Genomic DNA, 13,497 nt, shown 5'->3' with positions numbered 1-13,497 from the left:
AAAACTATGGGCGGGCTGATTCAGGACCTGCAACAGTACTACAGCGACTATGTCGCCGCCGACCCGGCACAGCTGGAGCACCTCTACCGGGAAGACGTGATCTTCTGTGATCCCCTACACCGGATCGAAGGCTTGCCGGCCCTGAAGCGCTATTTCGCTGCGATGAGTGAGGGTTTGAGCGAGTGTCGCTTTGAGTTCGAAGAGCCCTCCGTTGCCGACGGCAGCGCCTGCCTGCCCTGGCATATGCACTATGCCCACCGGTCGCTGAATGGCGGTCGCCCGCTGGTGCTGCGTGGCTGCAGCCTGATCCGTTACGCTGAAAAGGTGTACTACCACGAGGACTTCTACGACCTGGGCGCCATGGTCTACGAGCGGGTGCCGCTACTCGGCGCGCTGGTACGCGGCGTAAAGTCCCGTCTGCAGGCATCAGGGAGTTGAGCGTGGACACGATACGCGACAAGACCATCTGGGTGACCGGCGCCAGTTCCGGTATCGGCCGTGCGCTGGCGCTGCGCCTGGCGGAGCAGAATAATTTCGTCATTGCCAGCAGTCGCGGACGCGATGCACTGGCCGAGCTGCAGCAGACCTCGCCGAAGCGCATCCGTATTCTCGATTGCGATGTCGGCGCCGACGAACAGATGGAACAAACTGCCGCGCGCCTGGCCGAGATGACCGACCACCTGGATATGGTGATCGCCTGCGCCGGAACCTGTGAATACGACGATAACCTGCAGCTGGATAGCGCCAGCTACCGGCGGGTGTTCGATGCCAATTACTTCGGTGTCGTGAACACCCTGCGCTGCGCACTGCCATTGCTGGCCGACAGCAGGGCGCCGGTATTTGCCGCGGTGGGCAGCCTCTCTTCGGTGGTCGGCTTCCCGCGCGCCGAAGCCTACGGCGCCTCCAAGGCGGCACTGGCTTATTTCCTCGATGCCGTGCGCGCGGATGCCTGCCGCACCAACCTGCGGGTGGTGCATATCCGTCCCGGATTTATCGATACGCCGCTCACCGAGCGCAACGATTTCGATATGCCGTTCCTGATGACACCGGAGCAGGCCGCCGAGCGCATCGAGCGGGGGTTGGCGGCCGGCAAACACACCATCGATTTCCCACGGCGCCTCAGCTGGCCGCTGCGGTTCCTCGGCTTTTTCCGCTCACTCTGGTTCCGTTTCTGCGCGCCCAGAATGACAAGAATTCGATCTCTAAGGAAAACTTGATGCGCATCGCGATTATCGGCAGCGGCATTGCCGGGCTCACCGCTGCCTATCTGCTCAATCGACAACACGACATTACGCTGTTCGAGGCCGAAGATCGGCTGGGGGGACATACCGCCACGGTGGACGTGGAAGAGGGCGACCGCCCGCTGGCGATCGATACCGGTTTTATCGTCTACAACGACTGGACCTATCCAAACTTTATTCGCCTGATGAATGAACTGGGTATTGAATCCCAGCCCACATCGATGGGTTTCAGTGTGCGCTGTGACAAAGAGGACTTCGAATACGCCGGCAACAATCTCAACAGCCTGTTTGCCCAGCGCGCCAATCTGGTCAGCGCCGAACACTGGCGCATGTTGTGGGACATAGTACGTTTCAACCGCAACGCGTTGAAAGACTGGCAGGCGGGCAGGCTGGATGACGGCCTGACCCTCGGCGAATACCTGCCCGCCAATGGTTATTCGGCGGAATTCGCCAACCGCTACCTGGTGCCGATGGGCTCGGCCATCTGGTCGGCGAGCATGGCGCAGATGCTCGAGTTTTCGGTGAGTTTCTTCATACGCTTCTTCTTCAATCACGGCCTGCTCAATATTTTCAATCGCCCGCAGTGGCGGGTGATCCGCGGCGGATCGCGGGAATATATCGGCCCGCTGACGAACTCCTTCGCCAGCAAAATCCGGCTGGCAACGCCGGTGCGATCGGTACGGCGCACGGCGGAAGGCGTCGAATTGTGCACTGACTCGGGCGAGCGACAGTTGTTTGGCGAGGTGGTGTTTGCCTGCCATTCCGATCAGGCCCTGCAGTGTCTCGCCGATGTCAGCGACGCAGAGCGGGACATTCTCGGCGCCATCCCCTATGCCAAGAATTCGGTCGTGCTGCACACAGACACCGATCTGCTGCCGCGGCACCGTCGCAGCTGGTCGAGTTGGAATTACCGCCTGCGCGAGGAGCACGACCAGCTGCCAGTGCTGACCTACAACATGAATATCCTGCAAAGCCTGCAGACCGAGAGAACCTACTGCGTGACCCTGAACGCGGAGCATCGCATCGATCCGGACAAGATTCTGCGACGCTTCGAGTACGCCCATCCGCAGTTTTCGGTGGCGGGAACGCGTGCGCAAGAGCAGTGGGGGCGTATCAATGGCGTCAACCGCACCTGGTTCTGTGGCGCCTACTGGGCCAATGGCTTTCACGAGGACGGCGTCACCAGCGCACTGCGCGTCGCCGAGGGTTTGGGAGTGAAGTGGTGAGGGGACTTTAGTGGAAAGCGCCATCTACACCGGCTGGGTGCAGCACCGGCGTTTCGCGCCGCGCGAGCACCAGTTTCGCTACCGGGTGTTCATGATGTATCTGGACCTGGCCGAGCTGGATCGCGTCTGCGCGCTGTCCCCCTGGTGGTCGAAGCGGCGCTGGGCGCCGGCGCGTTTCCGGCGCGCAGATTTTTTTGGCGACCCACAACTCAGTCTCGATGAGGCGGTGCGTCGCCGCGTAGCGGAAGAGGGCGGTGAGCGCCCGGACGGCCCGATCCGGCTGTTGGCGAACTGGCGCTACTTTGGCTACAACATGAATCCGATCAGTATCTACTACTGCTTCGATCGCGATGGCGCGAAAGTCCGCTGGTTGTTGCTGGATGTGCACAATACCCCCTGGAATGAACGGCACAGTTATCTGCTGGATTGCCGCAGCGAATCACCGGTACAGAAAGCATCCTTTGCGAAGGACTTTCACGTGTCACCCTTTATGCCGATAGAGCAGGGATACCACTGGCGCAGTACGACGCCGGGACGGCGACTGACCGCCTATCTGCAATCTTTCGCTGGCGGCGACAAAATCTTTGACGCCACGCTGAGTCTGCAGCGCCAGGAAATAGGCGCGCGATCGCTCAACGGGATACTGATCCGCTATCCGCTGATGACCGTAAAAGTGATAGGCGCCATTTACTGGCAGGCGCTGAAGTTGTGGTTGAAGCGCGTTCCTGTTTTTCCTCATCCAGGTCGCAGCGCTGAAGTTCAGGTAGGAGACAAGCGACGATGAAGTCGATCGACGAAGCAATACGGGACCAGTCGGTAGATGCAGGTGCTGTTGGTGAACGCCCAAACTGGCTGGCGGGACTCGCCCGGAAGCTGGTGCTGGGCAAGCTCGCCTCTATCGAACGGGGCCACCTGGTGGTGGAGGAAGGTGGCGAGCGCCTGACGTTCGGCCAGCCCGCCGGCGAGGCCGATATCCGCGCCCAGATCAACGTGCATGATGACAGCACCTACATCCAGGTCCTGCTGAATGGCACCATCGGCTCCGGTGAGGTTTATATGCAGGGGGCCTGGAGTTCGCCGCGGCTAGTCGATGTGATCCGCCTGATGGTGAACAACATGGCGCTGCTGGAAAACATGGATTCCCGCTGGAGCTTCCTGCACAAGGCGGTACTGCGGGTTTTGCACCGCCTGAATGCCAACAGCCGCAATGGCTCGCGCAAGAATATCGCCGCCCACTACGATCTCGGCAACGACTTTTTCCGCCTGTTCCTCGACGACACCATGCTCTATTCGTCCGCGGTCTTCCCGCGTGCCGATGCCAGCCTGCACGAGGCGTCACTGAACAAGCTGGAGCGCATCTGCCGCAAGTTACAGTTGCAGCCGTCTGATCACCTGCTCGAAATCGGCACCGGCTGGGGTGGCATGGCGGTTTATGCGGCCAAGCATTTCGGTTGCCGGGTGACGACGACGACCATTTCCCGCGAACAATACGAATACGCGAAGCAGTGGGTGGAGAGGGAAGGTCTGCAGGACCGCATTACCCTGTTGCTGCAGGACTACCGCGACCTGAGCGGCCAGTACGACAAACTGGTCTCCATCGAAATGATCGAGGCGGTGGGCCACGAATATTACGCCGAGTTTTTTTCCCGCTGCAGCCGCCTGCTGAAGGACGACGGCCTGATGGTGATGCAGGCGATCACCATGCAGGATCAGCGTTACCACAGCTATCGCAACGAGGTGGATTTCATTCAGCGCTATATCTTTCCCGGTGGCTGCCTGCCCTCGAATCAGGTGGTGGCCGATCATATCGCCGATGACACCGATATGCAGATCGTCGGTCTCGAGGATATTACTGCGCATTACGCCCTGACCCTGCGCGCCTGGCGCGATGCCTTCTTCGCCGAGATTGCCGAGGTGCGGGCACAGGGCTTCGACGAGCGTTTTATCCGCATGTGGGATTTCTATCTCTGTTACTGCGAGGGCGGTTTCCTGGAGAGGGTCATCAGTACCGCGCAGTTTGTCTTTGCCAAGCCGCGGTGCAGAATCGCCGCTTACTGACATGTGGCGGTTTGCCGCCAACGCGGTACTGTTTGATATTGCCTGGCCACTCTGTGTGCTCGTTGACAGCGTGGCCGTAATCGCTGCGTTCACACTGGTGAATCTTGTCATTCACCTGCGCTTTATCGCTAACAAGCCGAACGAATGGCTGTGGGTGCTTGTGATCTGGTGTTGTGGTGCCAGCATGGACACCGCGGTGTTCTCCAGCGGGCTGTTGATCAATGACAGTGGTTCCCCGTTCCCACCACCCTGGCTGCTGCTGCTGTGGGTGAATTTTGCCACCGCGCTGCGCTATAGCATGTTTTTCCTGCAGAGGAGTGCCTGGCTGGCCGCCGTGCTCGGCGGCGTGTTCGGCCCCTTCAGTTACTGGACCGGTGCCTGGCTGAATGGCACGGTCGAATTCCAGCAGCCGGTGATCCTACCGGTGATCGTCCTCGTAATAATCTGGGCGCTGTTTCTGCCATTTACGACCTGGCTTGCACGCCAGAAGGTTTTTACCGAGGTGCGACATGCTTAGCCTGCTGGTCGCGGTTGCGATGAATGCGGCTGCTCACTGTGGTTACGACGGAGAAGTGCGGGTGACCGGCCTGGCGCGGGATCCGCAAAACGGTGAGTTGGCCTACTGCGAGTATCACCTGCCGGCGGAAAACGATCGCACCAGGGTGCTCTATTACAGCCCGCAGGGATTTCGCATTGCCGAGAAGACCCTGATCGCCAGCGGCGGGGACTCGCCGCGCAACAATTCCCGGCCCGAGGTATTGCAGCGGGACTACCGGCAGGGCGAGCAGCGCCAGGTCCGCCGCCGCGGCAATCGCTGGGAAATGCGTTACCGGGCGCCTGGATCCACCGCCTGGGAAACTGCGGCGCTGGGGGACGGCGCGATCGATGTGATCGACGCCGGCTTCGATGCCTTTGTGCGCAGGCACTGGGACAGGCTGGTGTCGGGCCAGCCGCTGGCGTTCGACTTCGCTTCTCCGCTGCACGGGCGCGCGATCGAGCTGCGCGCGCGCAGAGCCGCCTGTCGCGACAGCCAGAGTGGCAGGCTGTGTTTTCGTGTCGATCTGGCACAGCCACTGCTGCGTCTCTTCGCCGGCGACCTTTACCTGGAATACGGCGCCGACAGCCGGCGCCTGCTGTTCTTCGAGGGGGTGGTCAATCTGCTCGACAGCCGCGCCGAGAGCCAGCGGCTGCAGATTGACTATCGCTACGAGTGACGATGGCCAACGTTTGATCCGACCAGAAAGTCAGAAAATCCCGGCGCCATGACTGGCGCGCTCTTCTACCTCCAGCTAAACCTAATGAAGAACCAGGCGACATTGTGCCCGCCATCCGCTCGGTGGACTGCATCGGGCTGAGTGGCCGGGCAGTTAGCGAGGAGTATCGGATGAAATTCAGATTGATGGCCGCCGTCAGTCTCAGCAGTGCGCTGCTGTTCGGCTGTGCAACCCAGCAGGAGCAGGTTCCTGGTGCCGGCGGCATCATTATTGATACCTATGGTGTGAACATGCGCCAGTACCAGCTGGACCTGGCTGACTGCAAAGGGCTGGCGGTGGCGGCGCGCAGTGACCAGGGGCGTCGGGGCGTGACCCGTGCTGCCGGTGGCGCGCTGCTCGGTGGTGCGCTGGGTGCGATCATCGGTGACAACAGCAGTGCGGCGGCGGCCGGCGCCGGTGCCGGTGCGCTGATGGGCGGTGTCTCCGGGGTGACCAGTGCCAATGTGGAGGCCGATATCGTCACCAGAAACTGTCTTCGCGGTCGCGGATATCGCGTGCTGAATTGATCTTTTTTTGATCAGTGCGGTCAAAGCAATATGATCGTCCTCTGATATTCGGCAATCTCACAGGACTTGGCTTGAGTCGGGTAACCCCCGGCTCTTTTTTTGCCTGACATTTTTACCCGGGGTCGGGCACAAAAAAAGGGCGAGCCCGAGGGTTCGCCCTTTTCGCTGTTGGCCGGATTGTCCGGCGGTTACTCGCCCAGTGTAAACAGCTGGGTGTTACCGCCGGTGGCCACTACGTTGACCGTTTTGGTCTTTTCGTTGGCGAAGCGGAACAGGTAGTGGGGGCCGCCCGCTTTCGGGCCGGTGCCGGACAGGCCCTGGCCGCCGAACGGGTTCACGCCCACGACCGCGCCGACCATATCCCGGTTCACGTAGCAGTTGCCCACGTTCACGCGCTTGAACACCGCGTGTGCGCGACCCTCGATGCGCGAGTGCAGGCCGAACGTCAGGCCGTAACCGGTGGCGTTGATACGGCGGATCACGTCCTCCAGCTCTTCCGCCTTGAAACGGACCACATGCAGGAAGGGCCCGAACACTTCACGCTTCAGCAGCGAGAAGTCTTCGATCTCGACTACCTGTGGGCCGAAGAAAGTGCCCTTGGCCGGCTTCTTGTCTGCGTCAAAGGCGAACAGCGGTTTGGCCTTCTGCTGCATGCGCTCGCGGTGCGCCTCCAGCATGCCGAGGGCCTTGTCGTCGATCACCGGGCCGATATCGGTTTCCAACTTGGACGGATCGCCGAGGGTCAGCTCTTCGCAGGCGCCCTTGAGCATGTTTAGCAGGTTGTCCGCGATCACGTCCTGCACGCACAGGATACGCAGCGCGGAACAGCGCTGGCCGGCGCTGAGGAACGCGGACTGGATGACGTCGTCCACAACCTGCTCGGGCAGGGCAGTGGAGTCCACGATCATCACGTTCTGGCCGCCGGTCTCGGCGATCAGCGGGGTGATCGGTCCCTCCTTGTCGGCCAGCTGTTTGTTGATCAGGCGCGCGGTTTCGGTGGAGCCGGTGAAGACTACGCCGGACAGGCGCGGGTCTTCGATCAGCGGTGCGCCAACGGCGGCGCCGGTACCGGTGATCAGGTGCAGCACCTTGCTCGGTACGCCCGCCTCGTGCATCAGTTCAATCGCATGTGCCGCGATCAGCGGAGTCTGTTCGGCCGGCTTCGCCAGCACCGCGTTGCCTGCCGCCAGCGCCGCAACCACCTGGCCGGTGAAGATCGCCAGCGGGAAGTTCCACGGGCTGATGGCGACAAAGACGCCGCGGCCGCTCAGGTACAGCTGGTTGCTTTCGCCGGTCGGCCCGGGCAGTTCGGTCGGCGCGCTGAAATGCTTGCGCGCGCCGTTGGCGTAGTAACGGCAGAAATCCACCGCTTCACGCACTTCACTGATGCCGTCGTTCAGGGTGCGGCCGGCTTCCAGGCAGATGAGCGCAGTCAGGTCGTTGATATGCTTCTCGTACAGATCGGCGATCTTGTCGAGAATCTTGGCCCGCGCTTCGCCACCCAGGCGATCCCAGGCGATCTGCGCTTCGGTCGCAGAGGCGTACGCCTGGTCGATCAGGTGCTTGTCGGTGTTGGCGGTGTGGCCCACCAGCTCGCCGGTGGCCGGGTTGTGTACCGGCACTTCGGATTTGCCCATCACGCCATCCACGATCGGGCCGCCGAGGAAATGCTTGCCGCGCGCTTTTTCCACGGCTTCCAGCAGCGGCTCCACCGCCAGGGGATCGGTCAGTTCGATACCGTGTGAGTTTTTCCGTGGCAGAGCCTCTGCGCCCATATAAATGTCCTCCGGGACCGGGATTTGCGGGTGGCGATAGGGATTGCAGGCCTCGCTCTGCTCGAGGGTGTCCTGCACCAGTTCTTCGACCGGGGTCTTCTCATCCATAAAGCGGTTGACGAACGAGCTGTTGGCGCCGTTCTCGAGCAGGCGGCGCACCAGGTAGGGCAGCAGATCCTTGTGGGCTCCGACCGGCGCGTAGACCCGCACCGGCACGCGCTTGCCGTGTACCTCTTCCAGCTGGGCGTAGAGCAGGTGGCCCATGCCGTGCAGGCGCTGGAACTCGTAGTCGTTGCTGTCGCCGGCCATCTCCAGGATCAGGCCGACGGTATAGGCGTTGTGGGTCGCAAACTGCGGGTAGATGGCGTCGCGGGCATCCAGCAGCTTCTGCGCGCATACCTGGTACGACAGGTCGGTGTGGCACTTGCGCGTGTACACCGGATAGTCGGACAGGCCCATCTGCTGGGCGTGCTTGATCTCGGTATCCCAGTAGGCGCCTTTTACCAGGCGCACCATCACCTTGCGGCCGGTGTCACGGCCCAGCGCGATCAGCCAGTCGGCGACGTGGGGCGCGCGCTTCTGGTAGGCCTGCAGCACGAAGCCGAGACCCTGCCAGTCTTTCAGTTCCGGGTCGCGCGCCAGGGCTTCGAAGATATCCAGCGACACGTCCAGGCGCTCGGCCTCCTCGGCGTCGATGTTCAGGCCCATATCGTATTTGGCCGCCGCCACGCACAGGCGCTTCACCTGCGGCAGCAGTTCGTGCATTACGCGGTCGCGCTGCAGCACGCTGTAGCGCGGATGCAGGGCGGACAGCTTGATGGAGATGCCGTTGGCCTCGACCACGTCGCGCTTGTCGTTGTCCTTGCCGATAGCCTCGATGGCCATCATATAGGCGTCGAAGTAGCGCTCGGCGTCCGCCATGGTGCGGGCGCCCTCGCCGAGCATGTCGAAGGAGAAGCGGGTGCCGGGCAGGTTTTCCGCCGGGCCGCGTTTCAGCGCTTCCTCGATGGTGCGGCCGAGTACGTACTGGCCGCCCATGATCTTCATCGCCTGCATCATGGAGGTGCGCACCATCGGCTCGCCGAGGCGGCTGACCAGGCGTTTCATCCAGTTGGAGGGCTGCTCGGTGATGTCCGGGTCCAGCTCGACAATATTGCCGGTCAGCATCAGACCCCAGGTGGAGGCATTCACGAACAGGGAGTCAGATTGGCCACGATGGCTGGACCAGTTGCCGGAATGCACTTTTTCGGCGATCAGTTTGTCGGCAGTATCCGCATCCGGTACCCGGAGCAGGGACTCCGCCAGGCACATCAGCGCCACGCCTTCCTTATTGGAGAGGCCGAACTGCTGCAGAAACGCATCCAGGGTGCCCCGCTTGCTGCGGTGCTGGCGGGAATGACGCACCAGCTCACGCGAGGTATGCAGAATTTTCTGTCGCAGCGCGTCACTGGGCCGGGGGGCGGCCAGCAGCTCGCTGACGCACTGATTTTCGTCGGCGTGTAGATACTCGCGGGCACGCTGGCGGGCGCTGTGCAGCTGTTCGGTGGATTGGCCGGCGAATTTTGTCGACATAATGTCTCCCAAGCTCTGTAATTTAGGGCCAGAATAAAAAACCGGATTATGTGCGAAAGTGCTCAGAATTAATCGCCATTTTGCCGCCGGTTGTGGTTAAATATCACGCCTGTTTGCCTGATTACCAGTAGGGTATGTTGCTATGTCTCGACAGTTGGAAGATCTGGACCGTATCGACCGCCAGATACTGCGCATCCTGCAGCGCCACGGACGCCTGCCGAACGTGGAACTGGCGCGGCGGGTCAATCTGAGCCCCACACCGTGCCTGGAACGGGTCAAGCGCCTCGAGCGCGAAGGCTTTATCCGCGACTATGTGGCGCTGCTGGATCCGCTCAAGGTACATGCCGGCCTGGTCGTCTATATCCAGGTCACCCTGACCGACACGGCTACCGAGGCCCTCGAGGCGTTCAACGACCATGTTTCCAGCCTGGAAGAAGTGCAGGAATGCCATATGGTTGCCGGTGGTTTCGACTACCTGGTGAAAATTCGCATCAAGGACATGCTCGGCTACCGCCGCTTCCTCGGCGAGAAGCTGGCCTCCATCCCCGGGGTGCGCGAGACCCACACCTATGTCGTGATCCAGGAGGTCAAGACGGATACCGCCGTGGCGGTGCCGGACCCGGAACCCAAGAGCAAAAGCGGCAAGCGCTGAGCGCAGTTGGCGCACAAAACTCTTTAAAAGCTTAGCAGCCTGTCGGGCTCAGGCGTTCGTCGCGAGGGGACGTCTAAGTTCGACAGGCTGCTTAACCCCAGAATTGATAGCCGTACCGATCTATGGGTAATTCACCGACGGTCGATAACCGCCGCGCCCTGTTGTTAGCACTAGCGGCAGTACTCTGCTGGTCCACTGTAGCCAGTGCCTTCAAGCTGTCGCTGCAGCATGTATCGCCGCTGCAGCTGGTCAGCGTGGCCGCATTGGTGTCGACGCTGGTGATGAGTATCGTAGTCACCCGGGAAGGACGCTGGGGCGAACTGCGTGCCGCCTGGCGCAGCAACTGGCGCTGGTATGTCGCGCTCGGCTTCTGCAATCCCTTCCTCTATTACCTGGTGCTGTTTTACGCCTACGACATGCTGCCGGCGCAGCAGGTGCTGCCTCTCAATTACACTTGGGGCATTCTGCTGGCGCTCCTGTCGGTGCCGATACTGAAACAGCAGCTGCGCACCCAGGATCTGGTGGCGGCACTGATCTGCTACGGCGGCGTGCTGGTGATCGCCACCGGTGGCAACCTGCTCGGGCTGAAATTCGCGCAACCGCTGGGCGTCGCGCTGGCGCTGTTCAGTACGCTGATCTGGTGCTGTTTCTGGCTGCTCAACACCCGTATCGGCGGCAGCGCGCCGGTCAACCTGCTGCTCAGTTTCCTGTGTGGCCTGCCGTGGCTGGCGGGCGCCGTGCTGGTACAGGGCGACTGGCAGTGGCCGTCCCTGGCCGGCTGGCTGGGGCCCATCTACGTGGGCCTGTTCGAAATGGGCATCGCCTTCCTGTTGTGGCAGGCGGCGCTGATGCACTGTGACAACACGGCGCGCATCAGTAACCTGATTTATCTTTCCCCGCCACTTTCGTTGCTTTTGATTGCGATTTTGGTCGGCGAGAAGATTCAAATGGCAACCATTGTCGGCTTGGTTTTGATTATGCTCGGCGTGGCGGTTCAGCAGGGGCTGCTGCGCCGGCTGATTTTCAAGCGATGACGACAACCGCAGATAAATATAAGTAGGTACGGTATGGACTTTTCACTCACCGAAGAACAGCAGATGATCCAGGAAGCCGCGCGCCAGTTCGCCGACAGCGAACTGAAGCCGGTCGCCGCCGAGCTGGACAAGACCGGCAATCGCGAGTTGCTGCTGGAAAAGCTCAAGCAGCTGGCCGAACTGGGCTTTATGGGTATCAATGTCGATCCCGGGTACGGCGGCACCGGCGCCGGCACCATTGCGTTCAGCCTGGCCATCGCCGAACTGGCACGCGGTTGCGCGTCCACCGCGACGACCACTTCGGTGACCAACATGGTCGCCGAGGTGATTCAGGCGGTGGGCAACGACGAGCAGAAAGACAAATACCTGCCGAAAATCTGCAGCGGCGAATACGCCGCCGGCTCCTTCTGCCTGACCGAACCCGGCTCCGGTTCCGATGCCGCCGCCATGCGCACCCGCGCGGTGAAAGACGGCGACGAATACGTGCTGAACGGCAGCAAGCTGTTTATCAGCAGCGCCGAGTTCGCCGGGGTGTTCGTGGTCTGGGCGGTAACCGACCCCGATGCTTCGAAAGGCAAGGGCATTTCCTGCTTCCTGGTGGAGGCGGGTACGCCGGGCCTGATCATCGGCAAGGCCGAGGAGAAAATGGGGCAGAAGGCGTCGGTCACCAACGAGGTGGCGTTCGACGACTGCCGTATTCCCGCCGCCAACTTGTTGGGCGAAGAGAACCGCGGTTTCCGCATCGCCGCCGGCGAACTGGCCGGCGGGCGTATCGGTATCGGCTCACTGGCACTGGGTATCGGCCTGGAGGCACTGGATTGTGCCCGCGCCTACCTGCAGGAGCGCGAACAGTTCGGCAAGAAGCTGGCTCAGTTCCAGGGACTGCAGTGGCAGCTGGCGGACAAGTACACCGAACTGGAAGCGGCGCGCTTGTTGCTGTTACAGGCGGCTTGGCAGAAGGATGCCGGCATGCCTTTCGGCCCGGCGGCATCCATGGCCAAACTCTTCGCCAGTGAAAAAGCCAATGAGGCCTGCTATGTGGCCCTGCAGATGCACGGTGGCGTCGGCTACACACGCGAGTACCCGCTGGAGCGTATGACCCGCGATGTGCGCATTACCACCATTTACGAAGGCACCAGTGAAATCCAGCGCCTGATCATCGCGCGCCACCTGCTGGAGGGCGTGCGCTGATTGCCAACTCCGGCGTCGACACAAAAGCGGGCTCAGCCCGCTTTTTTTATGTCAGGGCCATTGCCCGGCAAGTAAAGCTGGCTCCATAAACATCAGTGCGATGATTTCCTTTCTAGACTGTCAGGAGCGATACATTTCTCAGGTGCCGTGGAAGGAGCAAGGGATGTCGAGAGTTTTCGCGCTTCTGTTGCTATACCTGCCAGCCGTGCTGGTGTTTGCGCAGAGTAGCGAAGATCTGGCCAAGAAGCTGGCAAATCCGGTCTCCAGCCTGATCAGCGTACCCTTTCAGAGCAATTTCGATCGCGATGTGGGGCCCTTTCATCAAGGGCGCCGCTATACGCTCAATGTCCAGCCGGTGATCCCGATTACGCTGAACGAAAAGTGGAACCTGATCAGCCGCACCATTGTGCCGGTCATCAATCAGGAAGATATTTTTCCGCAGACCCGGGAAAAAACCGGGCTCGGTGACACCTCCCAGAGTCTGTTTTTCTCGCCGCAGGAGCCGGTGAACGGCATCACCTGGGGCCTGGGTCCCGCCTTCCTGATTCCCACCGCCACCGAGCCGGAACTGGGCACGGAAAAGTGGGGCGCCGGCCCCACCGGCGTAGTGCTCAAGCAAACCGGCGGCTGGACCATCGGTGCACTGGTGAACCATGTCTGGTCCTTCGTTGGAGACAGTAAGCGCGAGGACGTAAACAGCACCTTCATTCAACCGTTTTTTGCCTATACGACGCCAAGTGCCTGGACCTACACCCTGCAAACGGAATCGACTTACGACTGGGAGAGCGAACAGTGGAATGTGCCGGTCGCCTTTCTGGTCGCCAAGGTTTTCCAAGTAGGGCAGCAGACTTACCAGATACAGGCCGGGCCGCGTTATTACTCCGACAGCCCGGATGGCGGCGCCCACAATATGGGCTTCCGTTTCAATTTCATCTTGCTGTTCCCCAAGGGGGATTGAACCGTAATTT

General features: G+C 61.2%; 13 protein-coding genes. 12 read left to right on the top strand and 1 reads right to left on the bottom strand.

The features are described 5' to 3' along the window. Positions 1–6 precede the first annotated feature (6 nt). The 8 genes from BLW36_RS03655 to BLW36_RS03620 all read left to right on the top strand — a co-directional run bounded on the left by BLW36_RS03655 (position 7) and on the right by BLW36_RS03620 (position 6,305). Positions 7–438 (top strand): nuclear transport factor 2 family protein, encoded by a 432-nt coding sequence (locus BLW36_RS03655; protein WP_091385271.1) that lies wholly within the window; start codon positions 7–9, stop codon positions 436–438. Between the two features lie 2 nt (positions 439–440). Then, positions 441–1,217 (top strand): SDR family NAD(P)-dependent oxidoreductase, encoded by a 777-nt coding sequence (locus BLW36_RS03650; protein WP_091385269.1) that lies wholly within the window; start codon positions 441–443, stop codon positions 1,215–1,217. After that, the gene (locus BLW36_RS03645; protein WP_091385267.1) at positions 1,217–2,467 is read left to right on the top strand and encodes an NAD(P)/FAD-dependent oxidoreductase; all 1,251 of its coding nucleotides are present in this window, start codon (positions 1,217–1,219) and stop codon (positions 2,465–2,467) included. Before BLW36_RS03650 ends, BLW36_RS03645 begins: the two co-directional genes overlap by 1 nt. A 10-nt stretch (positions 2,468–2,477) precedes the next feature. Further along, positions 2,478–3,251 carry a DUF1365 domain-containing protein gene (locus tag BLW36_RS03640; RefSeq protein ID WP_091385264.1) on the top strand — a complete coding sequence of 258 codons (774 nt, stop codon included), beginning with the start codon at positions 2,478–2,480 and terminating at the stop codon, positions 3,249–3,251. After that, entirely contained in the window at positions 3,248–4,525 is a 1,278-nt protein-coding gene (locus BLW36_RS03635; RefSeq protein ID WP_091385261.1) for an SAM-dependent methyltransferase, read from the top strand. The genes BLW36_RS03640 and BLW36_RS03635 overlap by 4 nt, the downstream gene beginning before the upstream one ends. A 1-nt stretch (position 4,526) precedes the next feature. Then, positions 4,527–5,042 carry a DUF2878 domain-containing protein gene (locus tag BLW36_RS03630; RefSeq protein WP_091385259.1) on the top strand — a complete coding sequence of 172 codons (516 nt, stop codon included), beginning with the start codon at positions 4,527–4,529 and terminating at the stop codon, positions 5,040–5,042. Further along, complete coding sequence (locus tag BLW36_RS03625; RefSeq protein WP_091385257.1) at positions 5,035–5,739, top strand: hypothetical protein; 705 nt, start codon at positions 5,035–5,037, stop codon at positions 5,737–5,739. Before BLW36_RS03630 ends, BLW36_RS03625 begins: the two co-directional genes overlap by 8 nt. Before the next feature lie 170 nt (positions 5,740–5,909). Beyond that, positions 5,910–6,305 carry a glycine zipper family protein gene (locus tag BLW36_RS03620; RefSeq protein WP_091385255.1) on the top strand — a complete coding sequence of 132 codons (396 nt, stop codon included), beginning with the start codon at positions 5,910–5,912 and terminating at the stop codon, positions 6,303–6,305. 188 nt (positions 6,306–6,493) lie between these two features. Here BLW36_RS03620 and putA read toward each other — a convergent pair whose 3' ends face one another. Beyond that, entirely contained in the window at positions 6,494–9,652 is a 3,159-nt protein-coding gene (putA, locus tag BLW36_RS03615) for a bifunctional proline dehydrogenase/L-glutamate gamma-semialdehyde dehydrogenase PutA (protein ID WP_091385252.1), read from the bottom strand. A gap of 142 nt (positions 9,653–9,794) precedes the next feature. Here putA and BLW36_RS03610 point away from each other — a divergent pair, with 142 nt between their 5' ends. From BLW36_RS03610 to BLW36_RS03595, 4 genes are all read left to right on the top strand, one after another. Beyond that, positions 9,795–10,304 (top strand): Lrp/AsnC ligand binding domain-containing protein, encoded by a 510-nt coding sequence (locus BLW36_RS03610; RefSeq protein ID WP_091385250.1) that lies wholly within the window; start codon positions 9,795–9,797, stop codon positions 10,302–10,304. A gap of 122 nt (positions 10,305–10,426) precedes the next feature. Then, entirely contained in the window at positions 10,427–11,338 is a 912-nt protein-coding gene (locus tag BLW36_RS03605) for a DMT family transporter (protein WP_091385249.1), read from the top strand. A gap of 33 nt (positions 11,339–11,371) precedes the next feature. Next, positions 11,372–12,529, top strand: a complete 1,158-nt coding sequence (locus BLW36_RS03600) for an acyl-CoA dehydrogenase family protein (RefSeq protein ID WP_091385247.1) — start codon at positions 11,372–11,374, stop codon at positions 12,527–12,529. Positions 12,530–12,692: 163 nt separating this feature from the next. Further along, the gene (locus tag BLW36_RS03595; RefSeq protein WP_091385245.1) at positions 12,693–13,487 is read left to right on the top strand and encodes a hypothetical protein; all 795 of its coding nucleotides are present in this window, start codon (positions 12,693–12,695) and stop codon (positions 13,485–13,487) included. The last annotated feature ends 10 nt before the right edge of the window (positions 13,488–13,497 follow it).

The organism is Microbulbifer marinus, assembly GCF_900107725.1.
Taxonomy (GTDB): Bacteria; Pseudomonadota; Gammaproteobacteria; order Pseudomonadales; family Cellvibrionaceae; genus Microbulbifer; species Microbulbifer marinus.
This window is presented reverse-complemented; position numbering and strand designations above follow the sequence as displayed.

Coding starts and splice junctions, on each gene's coding strand:
- BLW36_RS03625 (WP_091385257.1), top strand. CDS start 5,035: ATGCTTAGCCTGCTGGTCGCGGTTGCGATGAATGCGGCTGCTCACTGT.
- BLW36_RS03655 (WP_091385271.1), top strand. CDS start 7: ATGGGCGGGCTGATTCAGGACCTGCAACAGTACTACAGCGACTATGTC.
- BLW36_RS03630 (WP_091385259.1), top strand. CDS start 4,527: ATGTGGCGGTTTGCCGCCAACGCGGTACTGTTTGATATTGCCTGGCCA.
- BLW36_RS03595 (WP_091385245.1), top strand. CDS start 12,693: ATGTCGAGAGTTTTCGCGCTTCTGTTGCTATACCTGCCAGCCGTGCTG.
- BLW36_RS03635 (WP_091385261.1), top strand. CDS start 3,248: ATGAAGTCGATCGACGAAGCAATACGGGACCAGTCGGTAGATGCAGGT.
- putA (WP_091385252.1), bottom strand. CDS start 9,652: ATGTCGACAAAATTCGCCGGCCAATCCACCGAACAGCTGCACAGCGCC.
- BLW36_RS03645 (WP_091385267.1), top strand. CDS start 1,217: ATGCGCATCGCGATTATCGGCAGCGGCATTGCCGGGCTCACCGCTGCC.
- BLW36_RS03610 (WP_091385250.1), top strand. CDS start 9,795: ATGTCTCGACAGTTGGAAGATCTGGACCGTATCGACCGCCAGATACTG.
- BLW36_RS03620 (WP_091385255.1), top strand. CDS start 5,910: ATGAAATTCAGATTGATGGCCGCCGTCAGTCTCAGCAGTGCGCTGCTG.
- BLW36_RS03605 (WP_091385249.1), top strand. CDS start 10,427: ATGGGTAATTCACCGACGGTCGATAACCGCCGCGCCCTGTTGTTAGCA.
- BLW36_RS03600 (WP_091385247.1), top strand. CDS start 11,372: ATGGACTTTTCACTCACCGAAGAACAGCAGATGATCCAGGAAGCCGCG.